The 24,713-nt window shown below is 46.2% G+C and carries 22 protein-coding genes; 12 read left to right on the top strand and 10 right to left on the bottom strand.

Annotation, left to right across the window (positions count from 1 at the left end; translation table 11 throughout):
* Nucleotides 1-108 precede the first annotated feature (108 nt).
* From MC7420_RS08510 to MC7420_RS08505, 3 genes are all read right to left on the bottom strand, one after another.
* Nucleotides 109-714 carry a GNAT family N-acetyltransferase gene (locus tag MC7420_RS08510; protein ID WP_006099741.1) on the bottom strand — a complete coding sequence of 202 codons (606 nt, stop codon included), beginning with the start codon at nucleotides 712-714 and terminating at the stop codon, nucleotides 109-111.
* 130 nt (nucleotides 715-844) lie between these two features.
* Complete coding sequence (locus tag MC7420_RS41230; protein WP_006099783.1) at nucleotides 845-1,009, bottom strand: hypothetical protein; 165 nt, start codon at nucleotides 1,007-1,009, stop codon at nucleotides 845-847.
* Between the two features lie 51 nt (nucleotides 1,010-1,060).
* On the bottom strand, nucleotides 1,061-2,854 hold the full coding sequence (locus MC7420_RS08505; RefSeq protein WP_006099623.1) for a sodium:solute symporter family protein: 1,794 nt from the start codon (nucleotides 2,852-2,854) through the stop codon (nucleotides 1,061-1,063).
* A 287-nt stretch (nucleotides 2,855-3,141) separates the two neighbouring features.
* On the opposite strand from MC7420_RS08505, the gene MC7420_RS08500 reads away from it, so the two are divergent.
* Nucleotides 3,142-5,100, top strand: coding sequence for a BamA/TamA family outer membrane protein (locus tag MC7420_RS08500; protein ID WP_006099773.1), 1,959 nt, complete (start codon nucleotides 3,142-3,144; stop codon nucleotides 5,098-5,100).
* Between the two features lie 523 nt (nucleotides 5,101-5,623).
* Here MC7420_RS08500 and MC7420_RS08495 read toward each other — a convergent pair.
* From MC7420_RS08495 to MC7420_RS08480, 4 genes are all read right to left on the bottom strand, one after another.
* The gene (locus tag MC7420_RS08495; protein WP_006099756.1) at nucleotides 5,624-5,977 is read right to left on the bottom strand and encodes a slr1659 superfamily regulator; all 354 of its coding nucleotides are present in this window, start codon (nucleotides 5,975-5,977) and stop codon (nucleotides 5,624-5,626) included.
* Nucleotides 5,978-6,035: 58 nt separating this feature from the next.
* Nucleotides 6,036-6,629, bottom strand: coding sequence for a DUF6272 family protein (locus MC7420_RS08490; protein WP_044206022.1), 594 nt, complete (start codon nucleotides 6,627-6,629; stop codon nucleotides 6,036-6,038).
* Between the two features lie 586 nt (nucleotides 6,630-7,215).
* Nucleotides 7,216-7,416: a hypothetical protein gene (locus MC7420_RS08485; protein WP_006099640.1), complete on the bottom strand. Its 201-nt coding sequence runs from the start codon at nucleotides 7,414-7,416 to the stop codon at nucleotides 7,216-7,218.
* A gap of 253 nt (nucleotides 7,417-7,669) precedes the next feature.
* Complete coding sequence (locus MC7420_RS08480) at nucleotides 7,670-8,470, bottom strand: Uma2 family endonuclease (RefSeq protein WP_006099634.1); 801 nt, start codon at nucleotides 8,468-8,470, stop codon at nucleotides 7,670-7,672.
* Nucleotides 8,471-8,827: 357 nt separating this feature from the next.
* Here MC7420_RS08480 and MC7420_RS08475 point away from each other — a divergent pair, with 357 nt between their 5' ends.
* The 4 genes from MC7420_RS08475 (at nucleotide 8,828) to MC7420_RS08460 (ending at nucleotide 13,693) form a co-directional block, all read left to right on the top strand.
* Nucleotides 8,828-10,540, top strand: a complete 1,713-nt coding sequence (locus MC7420_RS08475; RefSeq protein WP_006099765.1) for an ABC-ATPase domain-containing protein — start codon at nucleotides 8,828-8,830, stop codon at nucleotides 10,538-10,540.
* 192 nt (nucleotides 10,541-10,732) lie between these two features.
* The gene (locus MC7420_RS08470) at nucleotides 10,733-11,059 is read left to right on the top strand and encodes a hypothetical protein (protein WP_006099972.1); all 327 of its coding nucleotides are present in this window, start codon (nucleotides 10,733-10,735) and stop codon (nucleotides 11,057-11,059) included.
* A gap of 10 nt (nucleotides 11,060-11,069) precedes the next feature.
* Entirely contained in the window at nucleotides 11,070-11,609 is a 540-nt protein-coding gene (locus MC7420_RS08465; protein WP_044205880.1) for a GIY-YIG nuclease family protein, read from the top strand.
* 281 nt (nucleotides 11,610-11,890) lie between these two features.
* On the top strand, nucleotides 11,891-13,693 hold the full coding sequence (locus MC7420_RS08460; protein WP_006099711.1) for a serine/threonine-protein kinase: 1,803 nt from the start codon (nucleotides 11,891-11,893) through the stop codon (nucleotides 13,691-13,693).
* 322 nt (nucleotides 13,694-14,015) lie between these two features.
* On the opposite strand, the gene MC7420_RS08455 is transcribed toward MC7420_RS08460, so the two are convergent.
* Nucleotides 14,016-14,939: an N-acetylmuramoyl-L-alanine amidase gene (locus MC7420_RS08455; RefSeq protein ID WP_044205877.1), complete on the bottom strand. Its 924-nt coding sequence runs from the start codon at nucleotides 14,937-14,939 to the stop codon at nucleotides 14,016-14,018.
* Between the two features lie 234 nt (nucleotides 14,940-15,173).
* On the opposite strand from MC7420_RS08455, the gene MC7420_RS08450 reads away from it, so the two are divergent.
* The gene (locus tag MC7420_RS08450; RefSeq protein WP_006099789.1) at nucleotides 15,174-15,605 is read left to right on the top strand and encodes a nucleoside deaminase; all 432 of its coding nucleotides are present in this window, start codon (nucleotides 15,174-15,176) and stop codon (nucleotides 15,603-15,605) included.
* A gap of 438 nt (nucleotides 15,606-16,043) precedes the next feature.
* The gene (locus MC7420_RS08445; RefSeq protein WP_006099633.1) at nucleotides 16,044-16,967 is read left to right on the top strand and encodes a hypothetical protein; all 924 of its coding nucleotides are present in this window, start codon (nucleotides 16,044-16,046) and stop codon (nucleotides 16,965-16,967) included.
* Between the two features lie 614 nt (nucleotides 16,968-17,581).
* On the opposite strand, the gene MC7420_RS37890 is transcribed toward MC7420_RS08445, so the two are convergent.
* Nucleotides 17,582-18,703, bottom strand: coding sequence for an Rpn family recombination-promoting nuclease/putative transposase (locus MC7420_RS37890; RefSeq protein WP_006099693.1), 1,122 nt, complete (start codon nucleotides 18,701-18,703; stop codon nucleotides 17,582-17,584).
* 230 nt (nucleotides 18,704-18,933) lie between these two features.
* Entirely contained in the window at nucleotides 18,934-19,182 is a 249-nt protein-coding gene (locus tag MC7420_RS36680) for a CHAT domain-containing protein (protein ID WP_083798951.1), read from the bottom strand.
* Nucleotides 19,183-19,306: 124 nt separating this feature from the next.
* Between MC7420_RS36680 and MC7420_RS08435 the strand changes: the two genes are divergently transcribed.
* From MC7420_RS08435 to MC7420_RS39370, 5 genes are all read left to right on the top strand, one after another.
* Nucleotides 19,307-19,924 carry a DUF4129 domain-containing protein gene (locus tag MC7420_RS08435; RefSeq protein ID WP_044205873.1) on the top strand — a complete coding sequence of 206 codons (618 nt, stop codon included), beginning with the start codon at nucleotides 19,307-19,309 and terminating at the stop codon, nucleotides 19,922-19,924.
* Nucleotides 19,924-21,042, top strand: coding sequence for a DUF4350 domain-containing protein (locus MC7420_RS08430; protein WP_006099694.1), 1,119 nt, complete (start codon nucleotides 19,924-19,926; stop codon nucleotides 21,040-21,042). The genes MC7420_RS08435 and MC7420_RS08430 overlap by 1 nt, the downstream gene beginning before the upstream one ends.
* A gap of 161 nt (nucleotides 21,043-21,203) precedes the next feature.
* Complete coding sequence (locus MC7420_RS08425; RefSeq protein ID WP_006099824.1) at nucleotides 21,204-22,154, top strand: AAA family ATPase; 951 nt, start codon at nucleotides 21,204-21,206, stop codon at nucleotides 22,152-22,154.
* A 179-nt stretch (nucleotides 22,155-22,333) separates the two neighbouring features.
* Nucleotides 22,334-23,641: a DUF58 domain-containing protein gene (locus MC7420_RS08420; RefSeq protein WP_044206016.1), complete on the top strand. Its 1,308-nt coding sequence runs from the start codon at nucleotides 22,334-22,336 to the stop codon at nucleotides 23,639-23,641.
* Between the two features lie 7 nt (nucleotides 23,642-23,648).
* Nucleotides 23,649-23,804, top strand: a complete 156-nt coding sequence (locus MC7420_RS39370) for a hypothetical protein (protein ID WP_006099620.1) — start codon at nucleotides 23,649-23,651, stop codon at nucleotides 23,802-23,804.
* Nucleotides 23,805-24,713 lie beyond the last annotated feature (909 nt).

Genomic DNA, 24,713 nt, shown 5'->3' with positions numbered 1-24,713 from the left:
TATGTCCTTTGTTATTTGTTATTTTTCCTTTGTCAACTTATCCATCTGAACATTCTCGCACTCAAAAGTATGCCTTGGGAAAAAGTGAAGCGTCAACACTCAGAACTCTTATCCAGACAGCGGTTTCACCATCCAAAGGGACTGGGTTTGGAACCCTAACTTCTCGTAAAGGCGCACAGCCGACGGATTTGACTCAAACACTTGCAACCCAATTTGGCGATCGCCCCGAACTCTAGCCCAGTTTTCAGCATGATACATCAGTGCCGAACCAATACCCCGACGCCGATGCTCTGGCATCACGTAGAGTAAAAAAACATGGGCATGGCGATCGCCACTGACCTGATCAACGGCATTTCCCAGCCATAAACCAGCGATAGGTTGATTTGATGGTGCGGCGTCACCTTCAGGATTGGCTAAGTCTACCCACCATAACGGTGTGTCTTGACAAAAATACCGTCGTATTGTCTCTTCTAAATGAGAAAAATCTTGCTGTTGCGGGAAAAGCTCTTGATAACTCAGTTGGAGAAACTTCAACAAGGTTGCCTTTTCCAGTCGAGAGCCAACTCGTAGCTGATAACCCGGTATTAATGATGTACGCATCTGATCGCAATAAGGGAGCAGGGGTGTGGTTGTAGGGGCGGGTTTTACCGATAACGTTTCGCAGACAACAGACGCGCCATGGCGCGTCTGGAAGCGGGGGGAGCAATGATACATTTTCCCTGATAGCGGTGCGACGCGAAGGGTTAAAACTCAAAATTCAACACGAGTCAGGGCGGGTTTTGAACAACACTTATCATCAACAGCGAGACGAAAGTCCCTAAACCCGCCCCTACACACTCAACACTCAAAACGTCCCCAATCCCCTCATACTCACCGAATTCGTATCTTCAATAGGTGCAGGCGCTGCCATATCATTGGGCAAAAAGATGCGAGCGCTGACGGCAAGTAACGCGACGACAAAGACTAAGACGATCAAAAAAGGGGCAATATACTGACGGAAAATAGACATAGGTATCCAATTGGATAAAGATTTGTAACGCCATTGTTATCTATCTTATAACTACTTGGAATCATCGTCTTGATCATCTAATCCCGGTCTAGGCATCGGTACAGCTTTTTTCCGATTAAGCTGACGCAGCAACATTGCCCCACCCACAGCAATAATCAGGGACACCCAACCCGTCAGGGGTTGTAGCAGCAGAAATCCTCCGATTGCAAACATAGTACCAAACAACAATAAAATGGCGGCAAATACCCGTTTAATATCCTGTCCCAGGTTTTGAATCGGTAGTAATCCCGTGCTTTCCTGTTGACGTTGCCAACCCGGACCGGCTGGACGCACCCGACGATAAAATTCATCTAGAGTTGCCTCCGATTCTGGCGGCGTCACTAACAGGGCTGTAATCCATAACACACTGGTAATAATTGTCGTCACCAGTAAACGCAAACCAAACTCCTCAATCTGAATAATCGGGACGATACTGGTGGTTAACCCGACAATAAACCCACCCACCATTGCCGTCAGTTCAGCTATGGCGTTAATTCGCCACCAAAACCAGCGTAAGATTAAGACTAAGCCAGGACCGGTGCCAATGGCAATCACTAACCGAAATACGGTTGCCACATCCTGAGAAAAGAACGCCGCCATCGCCCCTAATGCCGTCACCACCACTGAAGCAATCCGCCCCGCTAACACCAACTCTGACTGTTGAGCATTCGGTCTGATAAAGCGCTGATACAGGTCATTGGTTAAATAAGATGCGCCCCAGTTAATCGATGTAGATACCGTACTCATAAACGCAGCCAGTAGAGACGTAACCACTAACCCCAACATCACCGGGGGAAGGAAATCCAGCATCAGTTTAGGATAACCCAATTCTCGGTCGGATAAATCGGGATAGACGACAATCGCCACCAGCGCCACGAGTATCCAGGGCCAAGTTCTGATCACATAATGGAGAATATTAAATAACCAAGCGGCTTTTTCTGCCTCCGCTTCATCCTTAGACGCCGCTAAACGTTGCACGAATTCCCCACCACCATCACTCCGACGAAACGTCCACCACTGGAGAAAGATATAGGCAAAAAAGGTATTGGCGGTAATCCCGGCGGTTTCACTCCAGCGAAAATTATCAGTTATCGGAAAAAAGGATAATATATCATGTCCAGTCATCTGCTGCACTTCTGGCACAAGGACATGAATTCCACCGACATGACTCACCGCTGCGATCGCGACAACAATTGCCCCAAATAGTGCTAAAAAGAACTGGAAAAAATCGGTAGTGACTACACCCCAAAGCCCCGCAAAACCTGAGTAAATTAAAACCAAAACACTAACACCAACCACACTCAAAATTTTCAGATTTTCCCCCGGTTCAATCCCCAAACTCTGCCAAAGTTCCAAGGCATCCACCACTTTAATCATGGCAAGCATAGCGTAGCCAATGGCAATACAATTAATCGGTACGGCAAATAAAAAGGCTTTGGTTCCCCGTAAAATTGCGGCTGTTCGTCCGCCATAACGCAGTTCAGTCAATTCCGCGTCGGTGACAATTTCCGAACGTCGCCACAATCGGGCAAAGATATAAATCATCACCAGATGGGCGATGCCAAAACTCCACCATTCCCAGTTTCCGGCAATGCCTCGATTACCCACAACCCCAGCAATATAAAGGGGTGTATCAATGGAAAACGTTGTCGCTGCCATACTTGTACCGGCTAACCACCAAGGAAGCGATCGCCCAGAAACGAAAAAATCAACTAAACTCCCTGATGCTTTGCGTGAGAGATAAAGTCCTAATCCCATTGAACCAATCAGGTAGAGCAGAACTATCAACCAATCAACCTGTTGCATACTTTTGCGATAACGTTTGACCTGAATTTGATATGATACATCGCTTTTAGGTCAGATAATTTTAGAGGTTAGATTTTCATGTTTGATCAACCTCTCTCAACTTAGTCGGGGCGGGTTTATTCATATCTGGGTGAGGTAAAAAACGATAATAGTGAAACCCGCCCCTACACAGATTGTGTCAGATAGAAAGGTGGCACATCGGTTGGAACTCCACAGGTTTAGCCTTGGTCAGGTTAACCAAACGTAAGACAATTTTCACTAACGAACGGACGATTGAGGCTAATTTTATGCTATATAGAGCTGTTGCCTTTTCCACTTTGGCTGTGCTGGTGGGTAGCGATTTAACTCAGCAAGCGATGGCGACTCCAGATTCCCCGACAACTAACCCACCATCGGAAACCCGAAACTATGTTGTACCCACAGAAACCGCCCCAGAAACACCTTCCCCTAGAACCGTCGCCGCTCCAGAAGCGACGCCAACCCCAGAATTTGCCCAATCTGTTCCCACCCTAAATCAATCTCAACGGTCTAACGATTTAGTTGTTCTCGCCACAGACGTGCAAGTCGTTGGTGTGTCTGAAGAATTGCAGCAGCTTGTCTTAAAAACGATTCGCACTCGTCCAGGGGGTCAAACCAGTCAAAGTCAATTGGATCAGGATATTCAAGGGATTTTAGATACAGGGTTCTTTGCCAAGGCCAGTGTCACGCCAAGGGCTAACTCCACTGGCTGGGAGGTTGTTTATCAGGTTGAACCGGTTATCGCGCGATCGCTAGAACTTTCCGGTAACCAGGTTCTTACCCCAGACATAGCTGATTCTATTTTTAATCCGCAATTGGGTCAACCCGTTAGTCCAGCTAGCCTACGTCAAGGGATACAACAGTTAGAACAATGGTATGAAGACAATGGCTATATCTTGGCACAGGTTTTAGACGTGCGATCGACACCCGATGGCGTGATTACGGTTGAAGTAGCCGAAGGCGTCGTCAGTGACATTAATTTCCGCTTCCTCGACGAAGAAGGCGAACCCACAGACGGACGAACTCGCGAGGATTTCATTAATCGCGAATTGAACCTACAACCCGGTCAAGTCTTTAATGTAGAGGTTGTCCGCCAAGACTTGCAACAGCTTTACCAATTGGGATTATTTGAGCAGGTAGACATTTCCCTGAATGGTGATGCGAGAAATGTCGATGTTATTTACAATCTGATTGAACGATCAGCTCGTGGGGTAAATGCTGGTGCTGGATATAGCAATGACAGTGGTGTTTTTGGCACTCTCAGCTATAACGACTTTAATCTTGGTGGTGTGAACCAGAAACTGGGATTGAATATACAGTTTAGCCGTCGTGATTTCCAGTTTGATGGCAACTATGGTAGACCCTATCGGGCTAGTAATCCAGAACAACCCGGATATAACGTGAATACGTTTCGGCGTCGTACTGTATCCCAAACATTCGATGATGATGTTGATCTCGCGAATGGGGATGATCCCCGTGAAGGACAGTTTGGCGGTGGTGTCAGCTTATCCAAACCCGTGAATCAGGAATGGGATGCGTCGGTAGGCGTCAACTATACCCGCACCAGTATCCGCGATAGTGAGGGCAAAATTAATGCAGTTGATGAATTCGGGAATCGTCTCTCCTTTAGCGATAACGGAATTGATGATTTAGTTACCGTTTCTGCTGGAGTGACGCGGGATAAACGAGACAATCCTGTCAATCCCACCCAAGGTTCTCTGGTGCATCTGAGTACGGAACAGTCTGTACCTATTGGTAATGGCAGTATTTTGATGAATCGCCTGGAGGCAAACTACTCTCAGTACGTTCCCGTTGATGTATTTAATGGCAATAGTCAAGAAGTCTTGGCATTTAACGTTCAGGGAGGAACCACGATTGGTGATTTACCCCCCTACAACGCCTTTAACCTCGGCGGTCAAAATTCGGTGCGAGGCTACGGTACAGGGGATGTCGGAACAGGGCGCAGTTATGTGTTAGCGTCGGCGGAGTATCGGATTCCCATCTTCAATCCAGTGGGTGCAGTTGTTTTTGCTGACTTTGCGTCGGATTTGGGTTCGAGTGAAACCGTACCGGGAGAACCGGGTGTGGTACGGGGTAAACCGGGAAGTGGGTTCGGTTACGGTGCGGGATTGCGCGTCAATTCCCCTGTGGGTATCATCCGCGCCGATTTAGGATTTAATGACCAAGGAGATAGCCGAGTCCAGTTTGGTTTGGGTCAACGATTTTAAGCCTTTGGGATTATCGCGGTTGTAGGGGCGAGTCGCTGCACATAGTAGGCGGTGTGAGAATTAACTTGTCTCGACTCGCCCTTTTCTAAATGCGGTGTTAGATAATTCCCCATACCAGGCGGAGGGCGACCCGATTAAATTAAGGGTTTGGTGGTATTAATTGTATGCGGCGGGTCGCCCCTACATTTGTACCCGGTGTTAGATAATTCCCCATACCGGGCGGAGGGCGACCCGATTAAATTAAGGGTTTGGTGGTATTAATTGTATGCGGCGGGTCGCCCCTACATTTGTACCCGGTGTTAGATAATTCCCCATACCGGGCGAAGGGCGACCCGATTAAATTAAGGGTTTGGTGGTATGAATTGTGTGCGGCGGGTCGCCCCTACATTTGTACCCGGTGTTAGATAATTCCCCATACCGGGCGAAGGGCGACCCGATCAAATTAAGGGTTTGGTGGTATGAATTGTGTGCGGCGGGTCGCCCCTACGAGAACACCAACGCCTGTTATAAATCGGGGCTATAATTATTCCAACTCCAACTTTAATCCCGGCATTAATCGCTGTAGATTCTTTAACGATTTTCCTTGCCAAGGAATTTTACCGGAGCCTTTAATTTCGATCTGGATCGTCTTCTTTTTGCGTACATTCAAGACAAATTTAGATAACATGCTAATTCCTGAACTATTGAGGAATTCTAGCTCTCGCAGGTTTAACGTAATCAAGGAAGGGTCTTGCTGAATCATCTCATCGAGGATTTTGATGATCGGTTCGTACTCCTTCATTCCACCCAGTCGCAGTGACCCTTTAAAATATACAGTGGATGTTTCTGGATCACCGATTACTTGGTAATTTTCACCCTGAACGTTTTGCTTTTCCATGAATAATTTAGCTCCTAAAACTATAAATCGCTGATAATACTTATTGAAGGTTTTTAATTTATACCTTCAGTTGCACCATCGTTGTTACCGTAACCACCTCGGGTTCTTGTTTAACGGTTTCAAATTTCCAACCTAACTTGGCAAAATAATCATTTTTCATGGTTAATAACCCCAGTCCAGAAGCTCCCCCGGTTTCATCTTCAGCACTTTTTTCTAACTGACGGATATAGAGTTCATCCAGATCGGATTCGAGTAATTCCTGAATGAAAGATTGGAACTTATGAACCGATTGCTGAGAAACACTATTAGTTGCCAATAAAACTAAAGTTATTTCGCTCGCAATATCTAAAATATGTAACCCAAATTTAATCGGATAGGATGAATTATCGTCATTAAACTTCATCGCATTTTCCAGTAATTCATTAGCGATATAACTCACCGCTCCTTTTATTTCAACTCGCTTCCCCTCAGGGTCTGGATCTTCGTAAATAGCGGGAAAAAAGGTAGTCAAGTAATCAGCGACAAAATCAGCCGATAAACCATTGTTGCGCCAGCGTTGCTGAATGGGAATGGAACTCGGTGAGAAGCCAAGAATTAAAAACTCTTGTTCATCAGACAGATTTTCTTGAAATTCTCCAAATATCTTATGCATAGCCATTATGTCCAATCAAAAGTTATTATTTTTTCACAACTTGTCCAATAAGGTTATAATGATTTTGGCGGTAGAGTCGGCATGATATTTGACTAAAGAATAGGCAGTGGTAACTAGGAAATCGATTCGTTTCATAAATAAAGATAATCTGTATAACTTGCTAATCAGTTAATCTCCTTGAGACGTCACAGATCCTTAAAGGGCAGCAGCCTTGCCAGAGTAACCTATCTCTAGGATCTCACAAAATTGCTCACTTTTATACCGTTTTTGTGGAAAATTATCAGTGGCAATTATTTTATCTGTGCAGAGCAAAATTCTGTCCCTAATGTCTACTATTATGTCCGGTTGAATATTTATACTATCGAAGGGTTCTAAGCAGATTGGTGGAAATAAACTTAACTAGATTAAGTTTTGTAAACACGCCTCAAACTCTTACCTAAAACGTCTACTTCGCACGGTTATCGTGTTGTCATTCTGAACGAAGCTCGGCGTTAGCCTAGAATCTCACCAGATGCGCGAGCTGAACTCCGTTACGCTCTGCATGATCAAAGCTCAGTTTGTGACCGCGAACAGTATAGCTTTCTTCTCAAGGGAAGTGAGTATGACGATCCCTACCGTTAACTTCAATTGTCCCGACCTGCTTAATTGCTGTTTGTGCCATCAGCATGACCACACCACTTTCTAATCCATGTCCCACTACCCAATAGTCACAACATCCATCATCGTAATGAAGAATATCATAATAGTCTCCTTCCACTTCGTCAACAGGTTCCATAAACCCCGCCATATCTAATTCCTCCTAAATCTATTTCTGTTTCATCACGAGCAACGTAATATCATCATAGATTTTTTGATTACCAATTTAACTGAACAGAGATTTGATTGATAAACTGAGAAATTTCTTCATTCTAATATGTCATTCTGAGCGAAGCGTGAAGCGCAGCTATAGCGAGGAACGAGCTTTAGAATCTGAAGGTCGTGAAGGGTTCCGCTCAGCATGATAGATTACCTCTTTGACTGCAACTTGGTATAAGATAAGCTTACCTTCCAGCTATAGCCCGCACAGTCTCCACGGGTAACGATAACGCTTCAGCAATTTGTTCTACAGTTAAACCCATTTCCAATAACTTTGGAATCGCATTTTGTTGCGCCAACTCCGCTTGTTCTCGTGCCTGTTGTTCTTGTACTTTTTCCCGTTCAGCTTGTTCTCGTGCCTGTTGTTCTTGTATTTTTTCCCGTTCGGCTTGTTCTCTTGCCCGTTTTTCTAACCTTCGCTGTTCAATAATTTCCACAAAGGAAGCAAATCGCTCCCCATCAGGATGGTATAGCTGTAAATTCCCCTCTTCTACTTCAAATCGAATGCCCAAACAGGGACTAATCCAACCCGACATTCTCGGAATGGGTTGTAAGAGTCTTTCATCTCGTTGCCATCCTTTGAGAATTCCAGGCTGAGGATCAAACAGGTAATATTCCTCGACACCATAACGTTCGTAAAAATAACGCTTGGTTTCCTCTAATTCTGCCTTCGTATTACTGTGAGAGGCAATCTCGAAAACGACTTGCGGCGGAATATTGTCTTCTTCCCACTGTTTATAGGAACGTCGATCACCCTTGGGACGTCCGATGACAACCATGACATCAGGTGCTTGTCTAATCCACGGTTCACCTTCCACTGGATACCAAAATAAATCTCCAGCAACAAAGACATTAGGATTCTCAAGAAATAGGGCATCAATTCCACCTTGAATGGTGACAATCAAGCGGAATTGGATTGTATTGTCTGCCAAAGGTTGACCGTCACTTTCGGGGTAGATGATTTTCGCGGAAGTAGAAAGGGACATACTATCACAGGAGGAAGCATTTTTTGTCACTTTAGCATATCCCTAAACTATCGTGGAGCAATGTGCTGTATGCCTGGAATGCCCAAGCCACAAGGTTTATCAGCACTCAGGAACAATTGTGCGATCGCGCCAAGTCTCAATAATTTTTTGGTAGGTGTTACTACAGTTTTCCGGTTTCGTCAACTTAAGCCCTAGGACATCGGTCAAGAAACCGGGTTTCTGGAGGTGAAAGGTTGATAGGAAGTTGCCATCCTCACGAGAAACCCGGTTTCTAGGAATAGGAATTTGGTAATCGTGAAGAAGTCGGGGATCTGGTAGTAGTGTGAAAGCAGCTATTACCCAATTTCTGACCACATTATGAGTAATCGCGAGAAACTACGCCAACTCCTACTCCAACTTGACGACAAGAGCTACAAAGCCTATAAGGATATCAAGGGACGTTATCACTTTTCGGATTTCACCTTAATTGTCGATCGCGTCCAAGGTGATCCCTTTGCCAGTCCCAGTCATGTTCGGGTGCAACTGTCCCAAGCGGTGGCGGATTTTCCCAAAACCCTTTACCAAAGTCGTAGTCGAGAAATCGCCTTACGGGATTACCTGACACGCCAGTTTGATTTAGTGGCGCGAGAATTCAGTTCCCATCGAGGAACCGGAAATAGTGGGCGGATTGCGATTATGTCCGTGGGACAATCAGTAATCGAACGCACGGCGGCTTTTGTTAATGATGAACTCGTCGAAGTGCGCTTTGTCGTCGGTTTACCTGCACGGGGACGACGTATTTCTGGGCGTCAGGCGGCGGAAATGTTGTGTGAGGATATTCCAGAGATTGTTGATCAAGCGCTGAAGTATGAGTCTCTAGATGCTGTAGAGATTAAACAGCATGTTGAAACCATCGAAGATGCAGACTGGCTGCGTCAACAGTTAGCCGAACGGGATTTAGTTGCCTTTATTGCCGATGATGCCATTCTACCCCGACGCAGTGGCGTGGATGATCGCCCATTAGACAAAAATGCCTTACCCTTCCAATCCCCAGAAACCTTGCGGGAAACCTTTAATTGTCCCAATCGGGGAGAGGTAACAGGGATGGGGATTCCAGCAGGAATTACCTTGATTGTCGGCGGTGGCTATCATGGCAAATCTACCGTCTTGCGATCGCTCGAGGTGGGGGTCTATAATCACATTCCGGGAGATGGACGGGAATTGGTGGTGACTCAAGCCTCAGCCGTAAAAATTCGGGCAGAAGATGGGCGTAGTATTGCCAGTGTCGATATTTCGCCGTTTATTAACCAACTACCTCAAGGTCGGTCTACTCGTCAATTTTCCACCGCCAATGCGAGTGGAAGTACCTCCCAGGCGGCGAATATTATTGAAGCGTTAGAAGCCAATACCCAGTTATTACTCGTGGATGAGGATACGGCGGCGACAAACTTTATGATTCGGGATCATCGGATGCAGCAGTTGATTGCCAAAGACAAGGAACCGATTACGCCGTTTATCGATAAGATACGCCAACTCTACACTGATTATGGAGTATCCACGATTGTAGTCATGGGGGGTAGTGGTGATTACTTCGATGTCGCCGATACCGTCATCGCCATGGATAACTTCCAACCCTACGATGTTACCGAAAAAGCCCGCGCGATCGCGAAACAGTATCAAACAGAACGGATTCCCGAAGGCGGAAAAGAGTTTGGCGAGATTGCGCCACGTATTCCCTTACCCGAAAGCATTGATCCCAGTCGCGGTTCACGAGACGTTAAGCTGAAAGTGCGCGATGTGGATGAAGTTGTCTTTGGCAAAGAGGAAATTGATTTAGCCGCCGTTGAACAGATTGTGGAGAAAGGGCAATTACGGGCAATTGCTGAAGCGATTGTTTATGCCAAACGGCACTATATTAATGGGCGAACTACAGTTGCCGAAGTGCTAAATCGGATGATGGCAGATCTGGAATCTCAGGGATTAGATTTGCTGGGAAATTTGCCAGAAGGAGACTTAGTATTATTCCGGCAATTTGAGTTAGCCGCCGCCTTAAATCGATTGCGAACATTACAGGTACGGGATCATCATTAACATCCTCTGCCACCGTCGCCAAAAGCTGATTTGTCGGTCATAGATCTGTAGGGGCGACCCACTCAACTCAATTAAGAGAACCGACCCCTAACTATTGTCGGGTCGCCCTCCTAAAATTGGCTGACTGAGAATGATGCAACATCTGGGGTATAATCATCCCAGTCGTAAACTTGCCCACGATTCTGCCCAACCATGGCTCAATTAAAAATTGTTAACAATTTTGATGGCAGCTTTGTCCTTGAACCAGACGCCCAGACCCATTTATTTAGCTTGTTGAACGGTGAATCATTCCGCCAGCAAGTCGCGGGACAACTGCACTGTCAAGACTTGGAATTCACCGAGTTACTGTTTCAACCTGTCCCCTACAGCGAAGGGACTCCCAAAGGAATGCCACGGGAGTTTGAACAGTATCACGAATCGGACGATTATGCAATTATAAATGTCCCGCCCAACTTCATGTTCAAAGCCAAAATCTTTAACCCCAGCCGCCTCTGCGCGATTTATCGAAAAATAGCCTAACCTATTGCTGATGAGTTCTGAAACGCCAACTCCCGCTCTCTCTGACCTAGAGTATATCCCTTATCTGGATGAAGGGGGTAATCTCCCGGAATCTTTATCCAGTAAAATCGGTGTCTATGCTATTTTTGACCAGGATAAAACCCTGCAACTGGTCAACTATTCTCGTGATATTTATGTCAGCTTAAAACAACACCTAGTCCGTCAGCCTCAATCTTGCTATTGGTTGAAAGCGGAAACCATTGAGCGCCCCAATCGCACTCGCTTGGAAACAATCCGCAAGGCTTGGATTGAAGAAAATGGAGACATTCCGCCAGGGAATGGTCAAAATGAAGCGATTTGGAATCAGCCGATTGATGCGAAAAAGGCGATGACCGATGAGGATAAAGCCACCTATAACAAGAGTGAAGAATTAGGAAAAATTAAGCTGTTAAAGAAAATAGCACGGCGAGTTGAAGCGGAAATAGTCGAACAATTAAATGCCCGTGGTGTGCAAGCTGAGATTCGTTTTAATCCTAAGTTAAAAGAGCAGGGATTACTGGATTTAAAATAATGACTCGCCCAGAAACCGGGTTTCTTTCTTTATCTAGAGTAACTCGCCCAGAAACCGGGTTTCTTCCTTAGATATCTATGGCATTTATGGTATTGCTTCAGAAACCCAGTAAGTCTGTGTAGTTCATACAAGACATCGGTCAAGAAACCGGGTTTCTTTGAGTGAAAGGTTGATATGATGTTGTCATCCTCACGAGAAACCCGGTTTCTAGGAATAATTAGAGTTGCTTAAGATATCATAATTCATATTCATCATTCATAAACAGCTTGCCTAAATCGCTCATGACGCCAACGCTGCTCAATAATCGCTATCGCATCCTCCAGACGCTGGGGGCAGGTGGGTTTGGGAATACCTTTCTCGCTGAAGATACTTATATGCCTTCGGGACGTAAGTGTGTGATTAAGCAGCTTAAACCCATGACTCATGATCCCCAAACCTATCAGCAAGTAAAAGAGCGATTTCAGCGGGAAGCAGCGGTTTTAGAAGAGTTAGGTGAAAGTAATCACCAAATTCCCCGATTATTTGCTTATTTTTCCGAATCTGGACAATTTTACTTGGTTCAGGAATGGATTGAAGGGGATACCCTGACTCAAATTGTAGACCGGGAAGGTCGTCTGAATGATGGTCAAGTCAAGGCAATTTTGTTGAGTCTGTTGCCTGTACTGGATTACGTCCACAGTTGTCACATTGTTCACCGGGATCTTAAACCGGATAATGTGATTGTCAGGCGGCGAGACGGATTACCTGTGCTGATTGACTTTGGTGCGGTGAAAGAAGCGATTAAAACGGTTGTTCATTCCCAAGCCCACACCACGCCATCGATTGTCATTGGTACACCAGGGTTTATGGCAGCCGAACAAGCGGCAGGACGTCCTCGCTATGCTAGTGATCTGTATAGTTTGGGCTTAATTGCGGTATTTTTGCTCACGGGTAAATTACCGCAAACCCTAGAAACCGATACCCGCACGGGCGAAATTTTATGGCGTCGGGATGCGCCGAATTGTCACTCCCATTTAGCTACGGTGATTGATCAGGCAATTCGCTTTCATCCGCGCGATCGCTTTGCGGATGCTAAGGAGATGCTGGAAGCCTTAAACGCCCATCCCACAACGATCGCGACACCCACATTATCCCTTTCTAGTTCTAGCGAAGCTGTCCCTTCTACCCGTAAGCCAGCCGTTCCGCCAACCGTTCCTATCCGCAGAAAACCTCTACAAGCAGACGAGGAACAACCCTCTCGGCGCTTCGGCGGTTTAATTGCTGGCGGCTTACTCCTAAGTGCTGTGGCGATTGGCTGGGGTTTAAACCGTGTATTAGAACCATCCAATCGCATACCATCACCGCCAGAGTCAGTATCCGCCTCCTCTGAAAACACGCCTCTACCCTCACCTACACCGCCCCCAACAGCTTCACCTGTGTCCACTCCGCCGCCAAAACTGGTGAACCCGGAATCACCACCACCCCTGTCCCCACCTGATCCCACATTCCGTATCCAAGAATCCCCAGAACTCCTCCCTTCTCCAGATCCCCCCGCGCCCTTTGCCTCTGAACCTTCAGTATTACCCTCCCCCTCTCCTTCCCCGTCTCCTGTCACTTCCCCAACCCCCACACCTTCACCCTCACCCTTATCTGTACCCGAAAACCACACCCCTAAACCGCCTCGATCGAATAAAATTCCTGGATTTACGCCAGGAACCCCACGAAAAGTGGTGGAAGCCGCCTTAGGTACACCCACCCAGCAAACCAAAGGGTTGTGGCATAATACCCAGGCATTGACCTATGAAGACTTTATTCGCGATCGCGTCAGTCTCGGTTATCTGTTTGACCGCGATACCAAGCGTTTACGCCAAACTGAGGTGGCATTTTCCCAATCTGTGGGATTAGAAACCATGGCAAACACCTTAGATAAAATGCTGAGTCGCAATCTCTCACCAGAGATTCGCCAGGGATTAACTCAGGTTTATCAGCGTCAATCCAATCGTTATCGTTTCAACAGCAGCAACGGTTCTCCGTTAAAAGGAGTGATTGAACGCAATGAACGCGATCGTATTTATATTGGGGTATGGGAAGCTGATTTGCATTAAGTGCCATTCGTCATTTGTCATTCGTTCAATATTAAGCTGTTCGGCATTTAAACCTTGATGTCAATAATGGCGAAAGCCGTGTAGTGCGAGCATCTTGCTCGCTACTAATACCCAATTTATAGCAAATCGCTCTGGTGTATTTACAACTCCCGTACCTGAAACTGAGTCCAGATGAGATGTTCGTACAAACAAAGTGTAACTAGACCAGCGCGAAGCGCTATAAATGCACGACAGCTTAGTGATGGGCGGGTTTAGTTAAGTTAGTGGTTTGAGCCAAAGCGTTATCGGTAAAACCCGCCCCTACACACTCACAACTCAAAACTCAATCAGCCAGTATTTTGCTCCAACTTTGGGCACCAATAATCCCATCAGCCGTGATCCCTTGTTGTTGTTGGAATCGTTTAACTGCACCTGCTGTCCCTGAACCATAGATTCCATCTGGTGTCGCCCCAATACGACGTTGCAGATATTTAACCACAAATCCTGTGGCATGGTTTTCTCGCAACACTGGCATGGCTAAGATTTGATTAATGATCTGCCAGGTTTTAGCATCAGCCGTACCTGTGGGTGTAACACCAACGATCGCCTGAAAGGTTTTGAGTGCTGCTTTAGTATCCGCTTCGTTGGAACCATCTTCTTTTAATGGTGTACCTTTGGGACTTCTGATTTTTAGTCGATTTAAGGCTTTTTGAAGGTCAACAATTGGATTTTGGGAAAGGGGAATCGTCGGTGATGCGGTTTGTCCAGTTAATCCTTTGACAATTGCATTTGCCACGGCTTCGGCATCGTAGCGATCCATGTCCTCTTGATTATCGCAGAAACAGCACTCAACGAGAATCGCGGGCATTGCGGTATTCCGGAGAACGTACAAATGGGAACCATCTTTAATCCCGCGATTGAAGTACCCTAACTCAACAATATTATCTAATACAGGTTTAGCCATATCCTTCCCCGTATTGCTGATGGCAAAGACTTCTGCGCCTTTAGCTTTGCCGTTAAAGGCATTAAAATGGATGGATATAAATTGATCGACACGATTGTTATTCGCTGTATTGCACCGTTGCTGTAGGGAATTGCTGACACTCCAAGCGCGACTCGGGGTACAGTCTACGACTTGATGACCCAGGGATTTGAGCTTCGAGATCACTCTCGTCCCCACCGCCTTGGTCATATCATCTTCTTTTCTGATATTGCTAGCACCAGTATCTGGAGGGCAGTTATGTCCGATATCAATTCCGTATTTCATCTTGACTCCCAATTGGTGATGAGATGTTAATTCACTAAACTATGATCATGACCGATGACTGAACCGATGCACTAGGGGTTGACATCCCTACCACCCGTTTGTTCCCTTTGTGAAATCGGTCATAGCGGTTCAGAAAGTATGTCTGCATCTCCTAAATCCCGATAATCCGATCCGGAGAAAATTCTGGAAACGTACTAATCTAGAGAAATTTAGGGAATTCTAGGATAGCAAGACATGGATGAGTTTATGGCAGCCGCGATCGCTCAAGCCAAGCAGGGACTCCGGGAAGGGGGAATTCCCATTGGTTCAGTTTTAGTCAAAGAGGGTCAGATTATTGGTCAGGGATATAATAAGCGCGTTCAAGATAATGATCCTGTCACCCACGCCGAAATTGATTGCCTGCGTCATGCGGGCAGAATCGGCAACTACAATGACACAATCCTGTACTCTACATTAATGCCCTGTTACCTCTGCGCCGGGGCTGTGGTGCAATTTGGGATTAAAAAAGTGATTGCTGGCGAGTCTCAAACCTTTGCTGGTGCCAGAGAATTTATGGAATCCCATGGCGTTGAGGTTGTGGATTTGAATCTAGAGGAGTGTCAGCAGATGATGAGCGACTTTATTCAACAGCATCCCAAACTCTGGAATGAAGATATTGGCGTTTAAGGGAAGCAGGGGGAGCAGAGGGAGCAGGGGGAGCAGGGAGAGCAGGGGGAGCAGGGAGAGCAGGGGAAGTTAACTCAAAGTTCTACCTTACCTGTTCACACCGAGCGTGTTACCGAGCGTGTTACTGAGCGAAGCCGAAGTAAGTCGAGGTAAGTCGAGGTGTTCACTGTTCACTGTTCTCTGACCAATGACCAATGACCAATAACAAGTTAACAAAAGTTCATCAGAACTTCACTGGGTTTTTCTAGGACTTTACCTGGACTTGATAGACCATTAGCTAATCTAGTAAACAAGCTAAGGCAAGTCGATTCACACCCAAGCAATCTCTCCTGCCAACTGGCTTAATCAGCAGCGGCAATTTGCAATTTGGTGAAATTTGAGAAAGACGCCTTGTTTCGCACAACTGATACTGGAAATTGTTACTAGGACTTATTAATCATGACTGGCTCTCCTTTAAAGAAATTTCTCTTTACGCCGATAATTCTTTCAACCGCCGTCTTCTCAGCTTTGACTTTACCTCTAGCGTTCTTCGGAGATCAAGAGGTCACAATTCAGCTACAAGAAGAGCCTATCCATCATGGAAAAATCCGAGATGTAGCGATGCCATACCTAGGATTGGCAAGTGTTTTAGGGGTGGGGACAGGAATCGCCACAATTGCTGTAACTGGGTGGCGACAATCATCCAAGAAATCTGCTCAAGCTGAAGAACAGCTTTCGGATTTAGAGCGACATCTTCAAGAAAAAGAACAACTGTTAGAAGAATTGAAACAGTCTAAATCTCGACTGGCAGCGGCTGGACTCAATAATTTTTTAGAGCAAGAAAAAGAAGACGAATCAGAATCCGTTCAGCTTTCTGAGAACGAAGATCAACCCCTGGTTGAAGAAACCGTTAAACCAGAACCGGAAATCGTTCCACCTTCTGAACATGAAGCTCAACCTCTAGTCGAAGAAACGGTTGAACCGCAACCTGCACTAACACCTACTGTGGTGAAATCTGAGGAACAGCCAATGAGTGTTCCGTTCACCATCACCACACAACCCTTCTATACTCAACCTGCTACCGCTCATCCCGTTAGCAGCCAAACAGCCTCAGCGAAATTTGCCTCGGCTCAAAACTTCCTGGCTTATCAACCCAAAACATCAGTTCCTTCTGCATCAACTGTTACCCCACCTAGCACCTCTGACGTTGAGCAACTTCAGGTGCAACTGCAAACCATCATGTCTCAGATGATTGTCATGCAAGCCGAACTACAGGCGGCTCAAAAAGCGGCTCAGTCTCAGGGACACGCAACCGAACCGCGCCATTCAACCTCACTCAAGGTGGTTCAGTCTTGGTCTCAACACCCTCAGGCAGTAATTTAATAGTCCATACCCCCCCTTTTTTTAGCTATACGTCAGACTTTGGGATTGAAAATTAGTAGGGTGGGTTGAGCGAAGTCGAAACCCACCAGCATACCAGTCAGCGCCATTTACCCTAAATATTTTAGCGGCTAACCTTGGGAGAGCGATCGCACTCCTCCACGCTATCCCCTCAATCCCCTAAAATAACCAATTTTGTCTTGATGCGCGATGTCAATTTTCCCCATCAACCGACTTTGTCGGAGTAAAATTTTTATTCCTTCCTAATGCTGTCCGTCAGGATCTGCGGAATGTAGGGTTAACGGTTGAGATGAGGCAACAGGCAACACAGCACTCATGTAGGTTGGGTAGAGCGATAGCGAAACCCAACAAACAAACCTGAGATGAGAGTTGGGTTTCGTTCCTCAACCCAACCTACTGGCGTGGCACACCTTAATGGGTTGATTGGAATTGTAGGGGCGCACCGACGTGCGCCCGGTTTAACCCTTCGACTTCGCTCAGGGTTAACCGTCAAATTTATCCCACAATTTTAGCTATGTCAGTAGAGATGTTGCATGCAACGTCCCTACATAAATGATGTGTCCTAACCACTATGGCGGTTGCTATAGCAACTTTCATCAACCCGAGTTGGATGATTGAGAATCTTTTGAGGAAGCACTTTGCTGAATGGCATTGAGGAGAGCTTGTTTGTTCAGTTCATAGTTAGCAGTTTTGACGTTGCCTTCTTTGCTCCCCGGTGCTTTTTTCTCTAAATTATCGGGTAGAAGTTTCAATTGCGCCTCTTCAAGTTCAGGGTGTTGTTCGCACCATTCTGAAATCGCGGCTGATAGCGCTTCAATATCATCGGGTACAGGAGCCAATAACTGCTCTAAATTAGCCAAGTAGTCTCCGGAAAATAGAGAATCTTGTTCGGTTAATAATTCGATAAAAGCATCGATATTTTGCTCAGGGGACGACAAATATTCTCGCCGAACTTTATTGGCTGTTTTTTTGACGGTCTCTAGAGGTAAATCTAGCGCGTAAGCAATTTGCTCTAAACCCAAGCCCATTGACATCATTCTGGGGATGGTGTCTAACTTCACTTCTAGTTGAGTCTCCTGATAAAATCGGGTTTGTTTAATCTCGCTTAATCCCAACATGGCAGCTATCTCCTCGCGGCTTTTTTTCGGTAGTTTGTAGACAATAACGGTTTCAATCAGATTAATGAGTTCACGTTGAAGCGTTTCATCGGTTAGCTGTTGCTGTGCTTGTTCGATTAACTGTCTTGCCAATTGTCCGGCTGTCTCTTCCGGCTCAATTACAAGCTTAACAACTTCTACCCCTAATGAGCGTTCTGTGGCTTCCTCTAACTCATCCAGGTAAATCCGTCTCACCCAGTTCAGGGCTAAGAGTTCATTAAACTGCGAAGCTGACTCTCGTTCAATGCTTCGGTTGGGATAGATGACGACAACTTGCCAGGGATGGGAAGGCTGGTATTGCCTTAAAAAGATGAAGAGTTCGGCAAATATGCGGTAGTATAAAGAATTATCTGGCTGAAACTGAACTTCAACGAGGTAGAAAGGTTTGTCAGGTTCGCTGGTTTTGGGTAAAAATAAACCGTCTAGGCGAAAGGCTAACTGTTTGACTTCGCGGGAGGTAAATTCATAGCTAGCGGCTTCTTCTGGAGGATGGTTAATCAGCTCAAATAAGATACTGGGGAATGTCCGAAATAGGTTATAAAAGATACTATCAGTTTTCACTAACGCTGGAATAAAATTATTTTTGCTGATTTATTATACCAAACAGTGCTTTAAGGTTTTGCCGTACCTGATATAGCCTGTCCTCTTTCCGAAGTGAAGGATTTCGCAGATGCTTCGTTTCGTTCCTCCGCTTCGCTCCGGACTCCACGAACCATGACAGATTCTACCTTAGACTGCAACTTAGTATGAGCTTGGCTGACGATTGGACATAACCAAACCCAAACCCTTGATTATTCCGACTCCCCAATTAACGTAAAAGCAGCCCAATGAAGCGGATCGGGATATCTTTGCTGAGTTGTCAACGTCGCTAACCTTAAAGCTTGTGCTTTGTCAATATTTTGTTGCAGATTTTTATAAAATTCAGTCATTAAGAACGCCGTTGAATCATTCGGGCTGTGGGCATTTTCTGCACAATTGCCGATTTGGTGGCTTGTTTGCTTAGAAAGGCAAAAGGGAATTATGACTGTTGAGTCGGACATGATATAACGTGATAAATGCTACAGTTAAGCCAGCAAGTTTTGACTGTGATGCCAGAACATTTCAGTTTTTCGAGAAAGACTGGACAGTAAGCATAAGCACAATGGGGAAGCGGGTAAAGAAACCATGTCTACCGGATCTTACGAGAAAAGTAATTGGGCTTGGCAGTTTCAGCAGTGGCAAAAACAAGTAGGGGAATGGTGGGAACTCCAACTGTCGCGATTTTCACCGGATTTCCCGGATAGTCCCGATTGGTCTTTACCCGCTTGGTTAAGTTCGCCAGTTCTGTTCTTTATTGCTAGGGTAATCTTTTGGGTACTGATTGCTTTGCTGGTATGCTGGATTGCTCTACAACTTATGCGACGGTTTTCTCCTTATCTGTATTCGTTGAGACATCAACTGCATCAACAGTCCGAGAAACTCACAAAAATATCAGATAAAGCCTTATCCGTTGCTGATTGGTTGACGCGATCGCAAAACTGCCAAACTCAAGGTGACTACCGTGAGGCTTGCCTGTGCCTGTATCGAGCTATGTTGCAACAGTTACATGATAGTGGACATGTTCCCCAACAACCCAGTCGCACGGATGGGGAATATCTGAATTTAGTCCAACAGTTCCCTCAGAAGAAAGCCTATCAACGTTTACTGATCACCCATCAACAGCTTTGTTTCAGTCAGACTCCAGCCTCGCGATCGCTGTTTGAGGAGTGTCAGCAAGCCTATCAACAAATCAATCAAGGGTGATGAGAGTTTCCAAACGACGGTTAGGGGTATTGAGTGCGATCGCGATCGCGGTTCTGATCCTGATTACCCTAGTCGCCGCACCAGCCAACAATAAACTCAATAGTGGTTCAACCTATAGCCGCGCCCCCGATGGCTACGGGGCTTGGTATACATTTATGGCAGAACGGGGAACTCCCCTCCAGCGCTGGCAAAAACCCTTCAGTGAATTGGGCGATCGCCAGGATGTCACCTTGTTGCGCGTTCACAGCCGTTTAGTTCCAAATCAATTAAATAGTTCAGAGGACGACTGGGTTAAAAAGGGTAATACCCTCCTTATCGTTGGTGTCCACCAACCTGTAACTGAAGCGGCATTTAGTACCCGACAAGATAGTCCAGTTGGCAACGTTAAGATTGACACCAGGCGGCGACATAAGTCCAGCAACAACGCTATTATTAGTGATAACTTTGGCGCGATTATATGGCAACAAAAACGCGGCAAAGGACAGGTTATTTTTATCACCACTCCCTATCTTGCTGCCAATGCATATCAAGATTTTTCAGCCAATTATGAACTATTGGCTAAACTGGTAACTCAGGAAAACCTAGGCGATAAAATTAGAAATGAAACGATTAACTCATCTGCCAATGCCAATCAACTATGGGTTGATGAATACATCCATGGTTACAAAGATAAAGAAGCAATTGAACGCGAAGTTGGCGAAAATGTCATCAGTTATTTAATCAAAACCCCCCTATTTCCCCTGCTGATCCAAGGCATTGTTATCCTACTTGTGGCGATTTGGGCGGCTAATCGTCGTTTTGGACAACCCGTTACCTTATCCGCCCCTGTGGTGGATAATAGTGAAGCATACATTCGGGCGCTAGCAGCTGTCTTACTCAAAGCAGGGAGTCATGACTTTATCGTAGATAGGGTTGGCAAAGCAGAACAGCGACAACTCCAGAAAGACTTAGGATTAGGAGACACTCCCCTCAACCATCAATCCCTAGTAGCGGCTTGGGCGCGACAGACGGGGCGTCCAGCCAAAGACTTAGAACAACTACTACAAGTCTCCTCTAGCAAACGCCGCTTGAGTGAATCCGACTTGCTAAACTGGTTGAGAAAATGGTCAGAATTATAAACAGTTTTGACCCTTCACAACCTTCGAGGGCATGGCGCATGAATGTGTAGGGGCGGGTTTGACAACTATCCTTTCTTCCCTCACCCAGATGCGACTAAACCCGCCCCGACGTAGAGACGTAGCTACGTCTCTATATTCCCGTATTCCCTATTCCCTGAAACATGACAAATGACAACACCATCTTTCATCGCATCAGTCAAACCCTGGGCAAAGTTGTTTTGGGTCAATCGACTGTCGTGCAACAATTGCTTGTCGCCCTACTGAGTGGGGGTCATGTGATTATCGAAGGTGTACCGGGAACTGGAAAAACCTTACTGGTAAAAGTGCTGGCAAAATTAATGCAAGCCGATTTTCGCCGAGTTCAGCTTACCCCTGATATTTTGCCCTCGGATATTCTGGGAACCAATATTTTTGACTTGAATAGCCGCAGTTTTACCCTCAAACAAGGACCCATTTTTACCGAGATTTTGCTGGCGGATGAAATTAACCGCACACCTCCTAAAACCCAAGCCGCGCTATTAGAAGCGATGGAAGAACAGCAGGTGACATTAGATGGGGAAAGTTTGCCGTTACCGGACTTATTTTGGGTGATTGCGACTCAAAATCCCCTAGAATTTGAGGGAACTTATCCGTTGCCCGAAGCGCAGTTAGACCGCTTTTTATTTAAACTGGTAGTAGATTACCCGGATACCGCCGCAGAAAAGCAGATGTTGCTGAATGTGCAGAAGGGATTTCGGGCTAAACGCTTTGATTTGGAACGTCTCAAACCTGTCGCCACCGTAGGACATATTCTTAATGGGCGGAAAGCAGTGCAAGCTGTTGATGTGGATGAGAAAATACTGGATTATTTATTAGCATTAGTGGCAGGTTCGCGCAACCATGGGGATTTGGCGTTAGGGGCGTCGCCCAGGGCGACGGCGACTTGGTTACAAACGAGTAAGGCGTATGCTTGGTTGGCGGGGCGGAATTATGTGACACCGGATGATGTGAAAGCCGTTGCGCCGCCGTTGTTGCGTCATCGTCTGATTTTGAAACCAGAGGCGCAGTTGGATGGGTTGATGGTTGATGGGGTGATTGCGTCGTTATTGAAGCAGGTTCCGGTGCCGCGATGATGGATATGGCGATGAATACAGCAGTTTGCTCTGCTATGCGGTACATTGTCGATCCCCCTAAATCCCATAAGCAAAAAAAGCTGTAATTCAAAATTCAAACTATAGTCAGGGCGGGTTTAGTTGCATCTGGGTGAGGCAAGAAATGATAATAGTGAAACCCGCCCCTACACACTAATATGATTATTCCGTCACAACGTCTTTATTGGCTGCTGCTACTGGGTATGGTAATCGCCCTTTTACTGGCTGTTGTGTTTAATCAGCCAAGCAGCATTTGGGGAACTCTGGCGTTTGATGCGATTGTCCTGAGTTTAGCGGTTTGGGATGGACAACGGGTTAAACCGTATCGTGTCACGGTGACGCGCTATCCGTTACATCGATTATCCATCGGGCGGGATAATCCTGTGGTACTATCGGTGCGATCGCGATCGTCATCTGCCCAGATTCGCCTGCGTGATCACTACCCCCTAGAGTTTGACATCTCTACACCCACTCTTTCAGCCCAACTGGAACCCAATCACACTCAGGAATTTACCTACACCGTTAATCCCAAACGTCGCGGTGAGTATCACTGGGGAGATATTCAAGTGCGCCAACGGGGGCGATGGGGATTAGCATGGCTAGATTGGACAATCCCCGCGAGTCAGACGGTGGCGGTGTATCCAGATTTGTTGGGATTGCGAGAACTCTCGATTCGCCTCACCTTAGAAAATACCGGAACCATGCGCCAAGCGCGACGCCTGGGTGCGGGAACCGAGTTTGCGGAACTCCGGGAGTATGGCGTTGGCGATGATACTCGACTGATTGATTGGAAAGCCACAGCCCGCCGTTCACGTCCGTTAATCCGAGTATTGGAACCCGAGAGGGAGCAAACGTTAATTATTTTACTTGATCGAGGGCGGTTAATGACGGCACAGGTGCAGGGATTAAAGCGGTTTGATTGGGGGTTAAATGCGACATTATCCCTGGCTTTGGCGGGATTAAATCGAGGCGATAGAGTGGGAATTGGTGTGTTTGACCGAGAGGTTACCAGTTGGATTCCACCAGAACGGGGTCAGCATCAGTTGTCGAAATTAATAGAACGTTTGACGCCAATTCAACCTGTATTATTAGAACCGGATTATTTTGGCGCGGTGACGCGATTAGTGAATCAACAAACTCGTCGTGCTTTAGTGGTTTTAATTACCGATATTGTTGATGTGACGGCTTCGGCTGAACTCTTATCAGCCATGGGACGCCTTACGCCGCGTTATTTACCCTTTTGTGTGACATTACGTGATCCCCAAGTTGATACTATTGCTCACACGCGGACTTCTGATATAGAAACAACATACTCTCGTGCGGTTGCGTTAGATTTAATTGCCCAGCGTCAGGTAGCTTTTGCCCAATTGAAGCAAAAAGGGGTATTGGTATTAGATGCACCAGCGAATCAAATTAGTGAACAGTTAGTTAACCGTTATTTACAACTGAAGGCGCGGAGTCTGCTATAAATGATTTATGAACAAGGGCGGGTTTTGGAAAAAGGTTATGGGTTTCTGGGTTAAGTTTGCCTCTAAACCCGCCCATACAAATGAAACCTGCCCTAATTCCAACCTGAAAGGGGATAACAAAACCGATCGGATTTTCAACCGCGATCGCACACCAAACATGTAGGGGCGGGTTTAGGGATTACATGAGGAAACCTACCTCAAATTCAACCACAAAACCCGCCCTAATCCCAACCTGAAAAGGGATAACAAAACCCACCTGATTCCCAACCGCGATCGCACACCAAACATGTAGGGGCGGGTTTAGGGATTACATGAGGAAATCTACCTCAAATTCAACCACAAAACCCGCCCTAATCCCAACCTGAAAAGGGATAACAAAACCCACCTGATTCCCAACCGCGATCGCATACCAAACATGTAGGGGTAATGAGAGGGTGGGGCAGGGCGGGTTTTGCAGAAAGGTTATTGGTTTCTGGGTTAAGTTTGTCCCTAAACCCGCCCCTACAAATGAAACCCGCCCTAATCCCAACCTGAAAAGGGATAACAAAACCTATCGGATTCCCAACCGCGATCGCACACCAAACATGTAGGGGCGGGTTTAGGGATTACATGAGGAAATCTACCTCAAATTCAACCACAAAACCCGCCCTAATCCCAACCTGAAAGGGGATAACAAAACCGATCGGATTCCCAACCGCGATCGCACACCAAACATGTAGGGGCGGGTTTAGGGATTACATGAGGAAATCTACCTCAAATTCAACCACAAAACCCGCCCTAATCCCAACCTGAAAGGGGATAACAAAACCGATCGGATTCCCAACCGCGATCGCATACCAAACATGTAGGGGCGGGTTTAGGGATTACATGAGGAAACCTACCTCAAATTCAACCACAAAACCCGCCCTAATCCCAACCTGAAAAGGGATAACAAAACCCACCTGATTCCCAACCGCGATCGCACACCAAACATGTAGGGGCGGGTTTAGGGATTACATGAGGAAATCTACCTCAAATTCAACCACAAAACCCGCCCTAATCCCAACCTGAAAGGGGATAACAAAACCGATCG

Source organism: Coleofasciculus chthonoplastes PCC 7420, from assembly GCF_000155555.1.
In the GTDB taxonomy this organism is placed as follows: Bacteria; Cyanobacteriota; Cyanobacteriia; order Cyanobacteriales; family Coleofasciculaceae; genus Coleofasciculus; species Coleofasciculus chthonoplastes_A.
The sequence above is the reverse complement of the archived record's forward strand: the minus strand, read 5'-3'. Positions and strand labels throughout refer to the sequence as shown.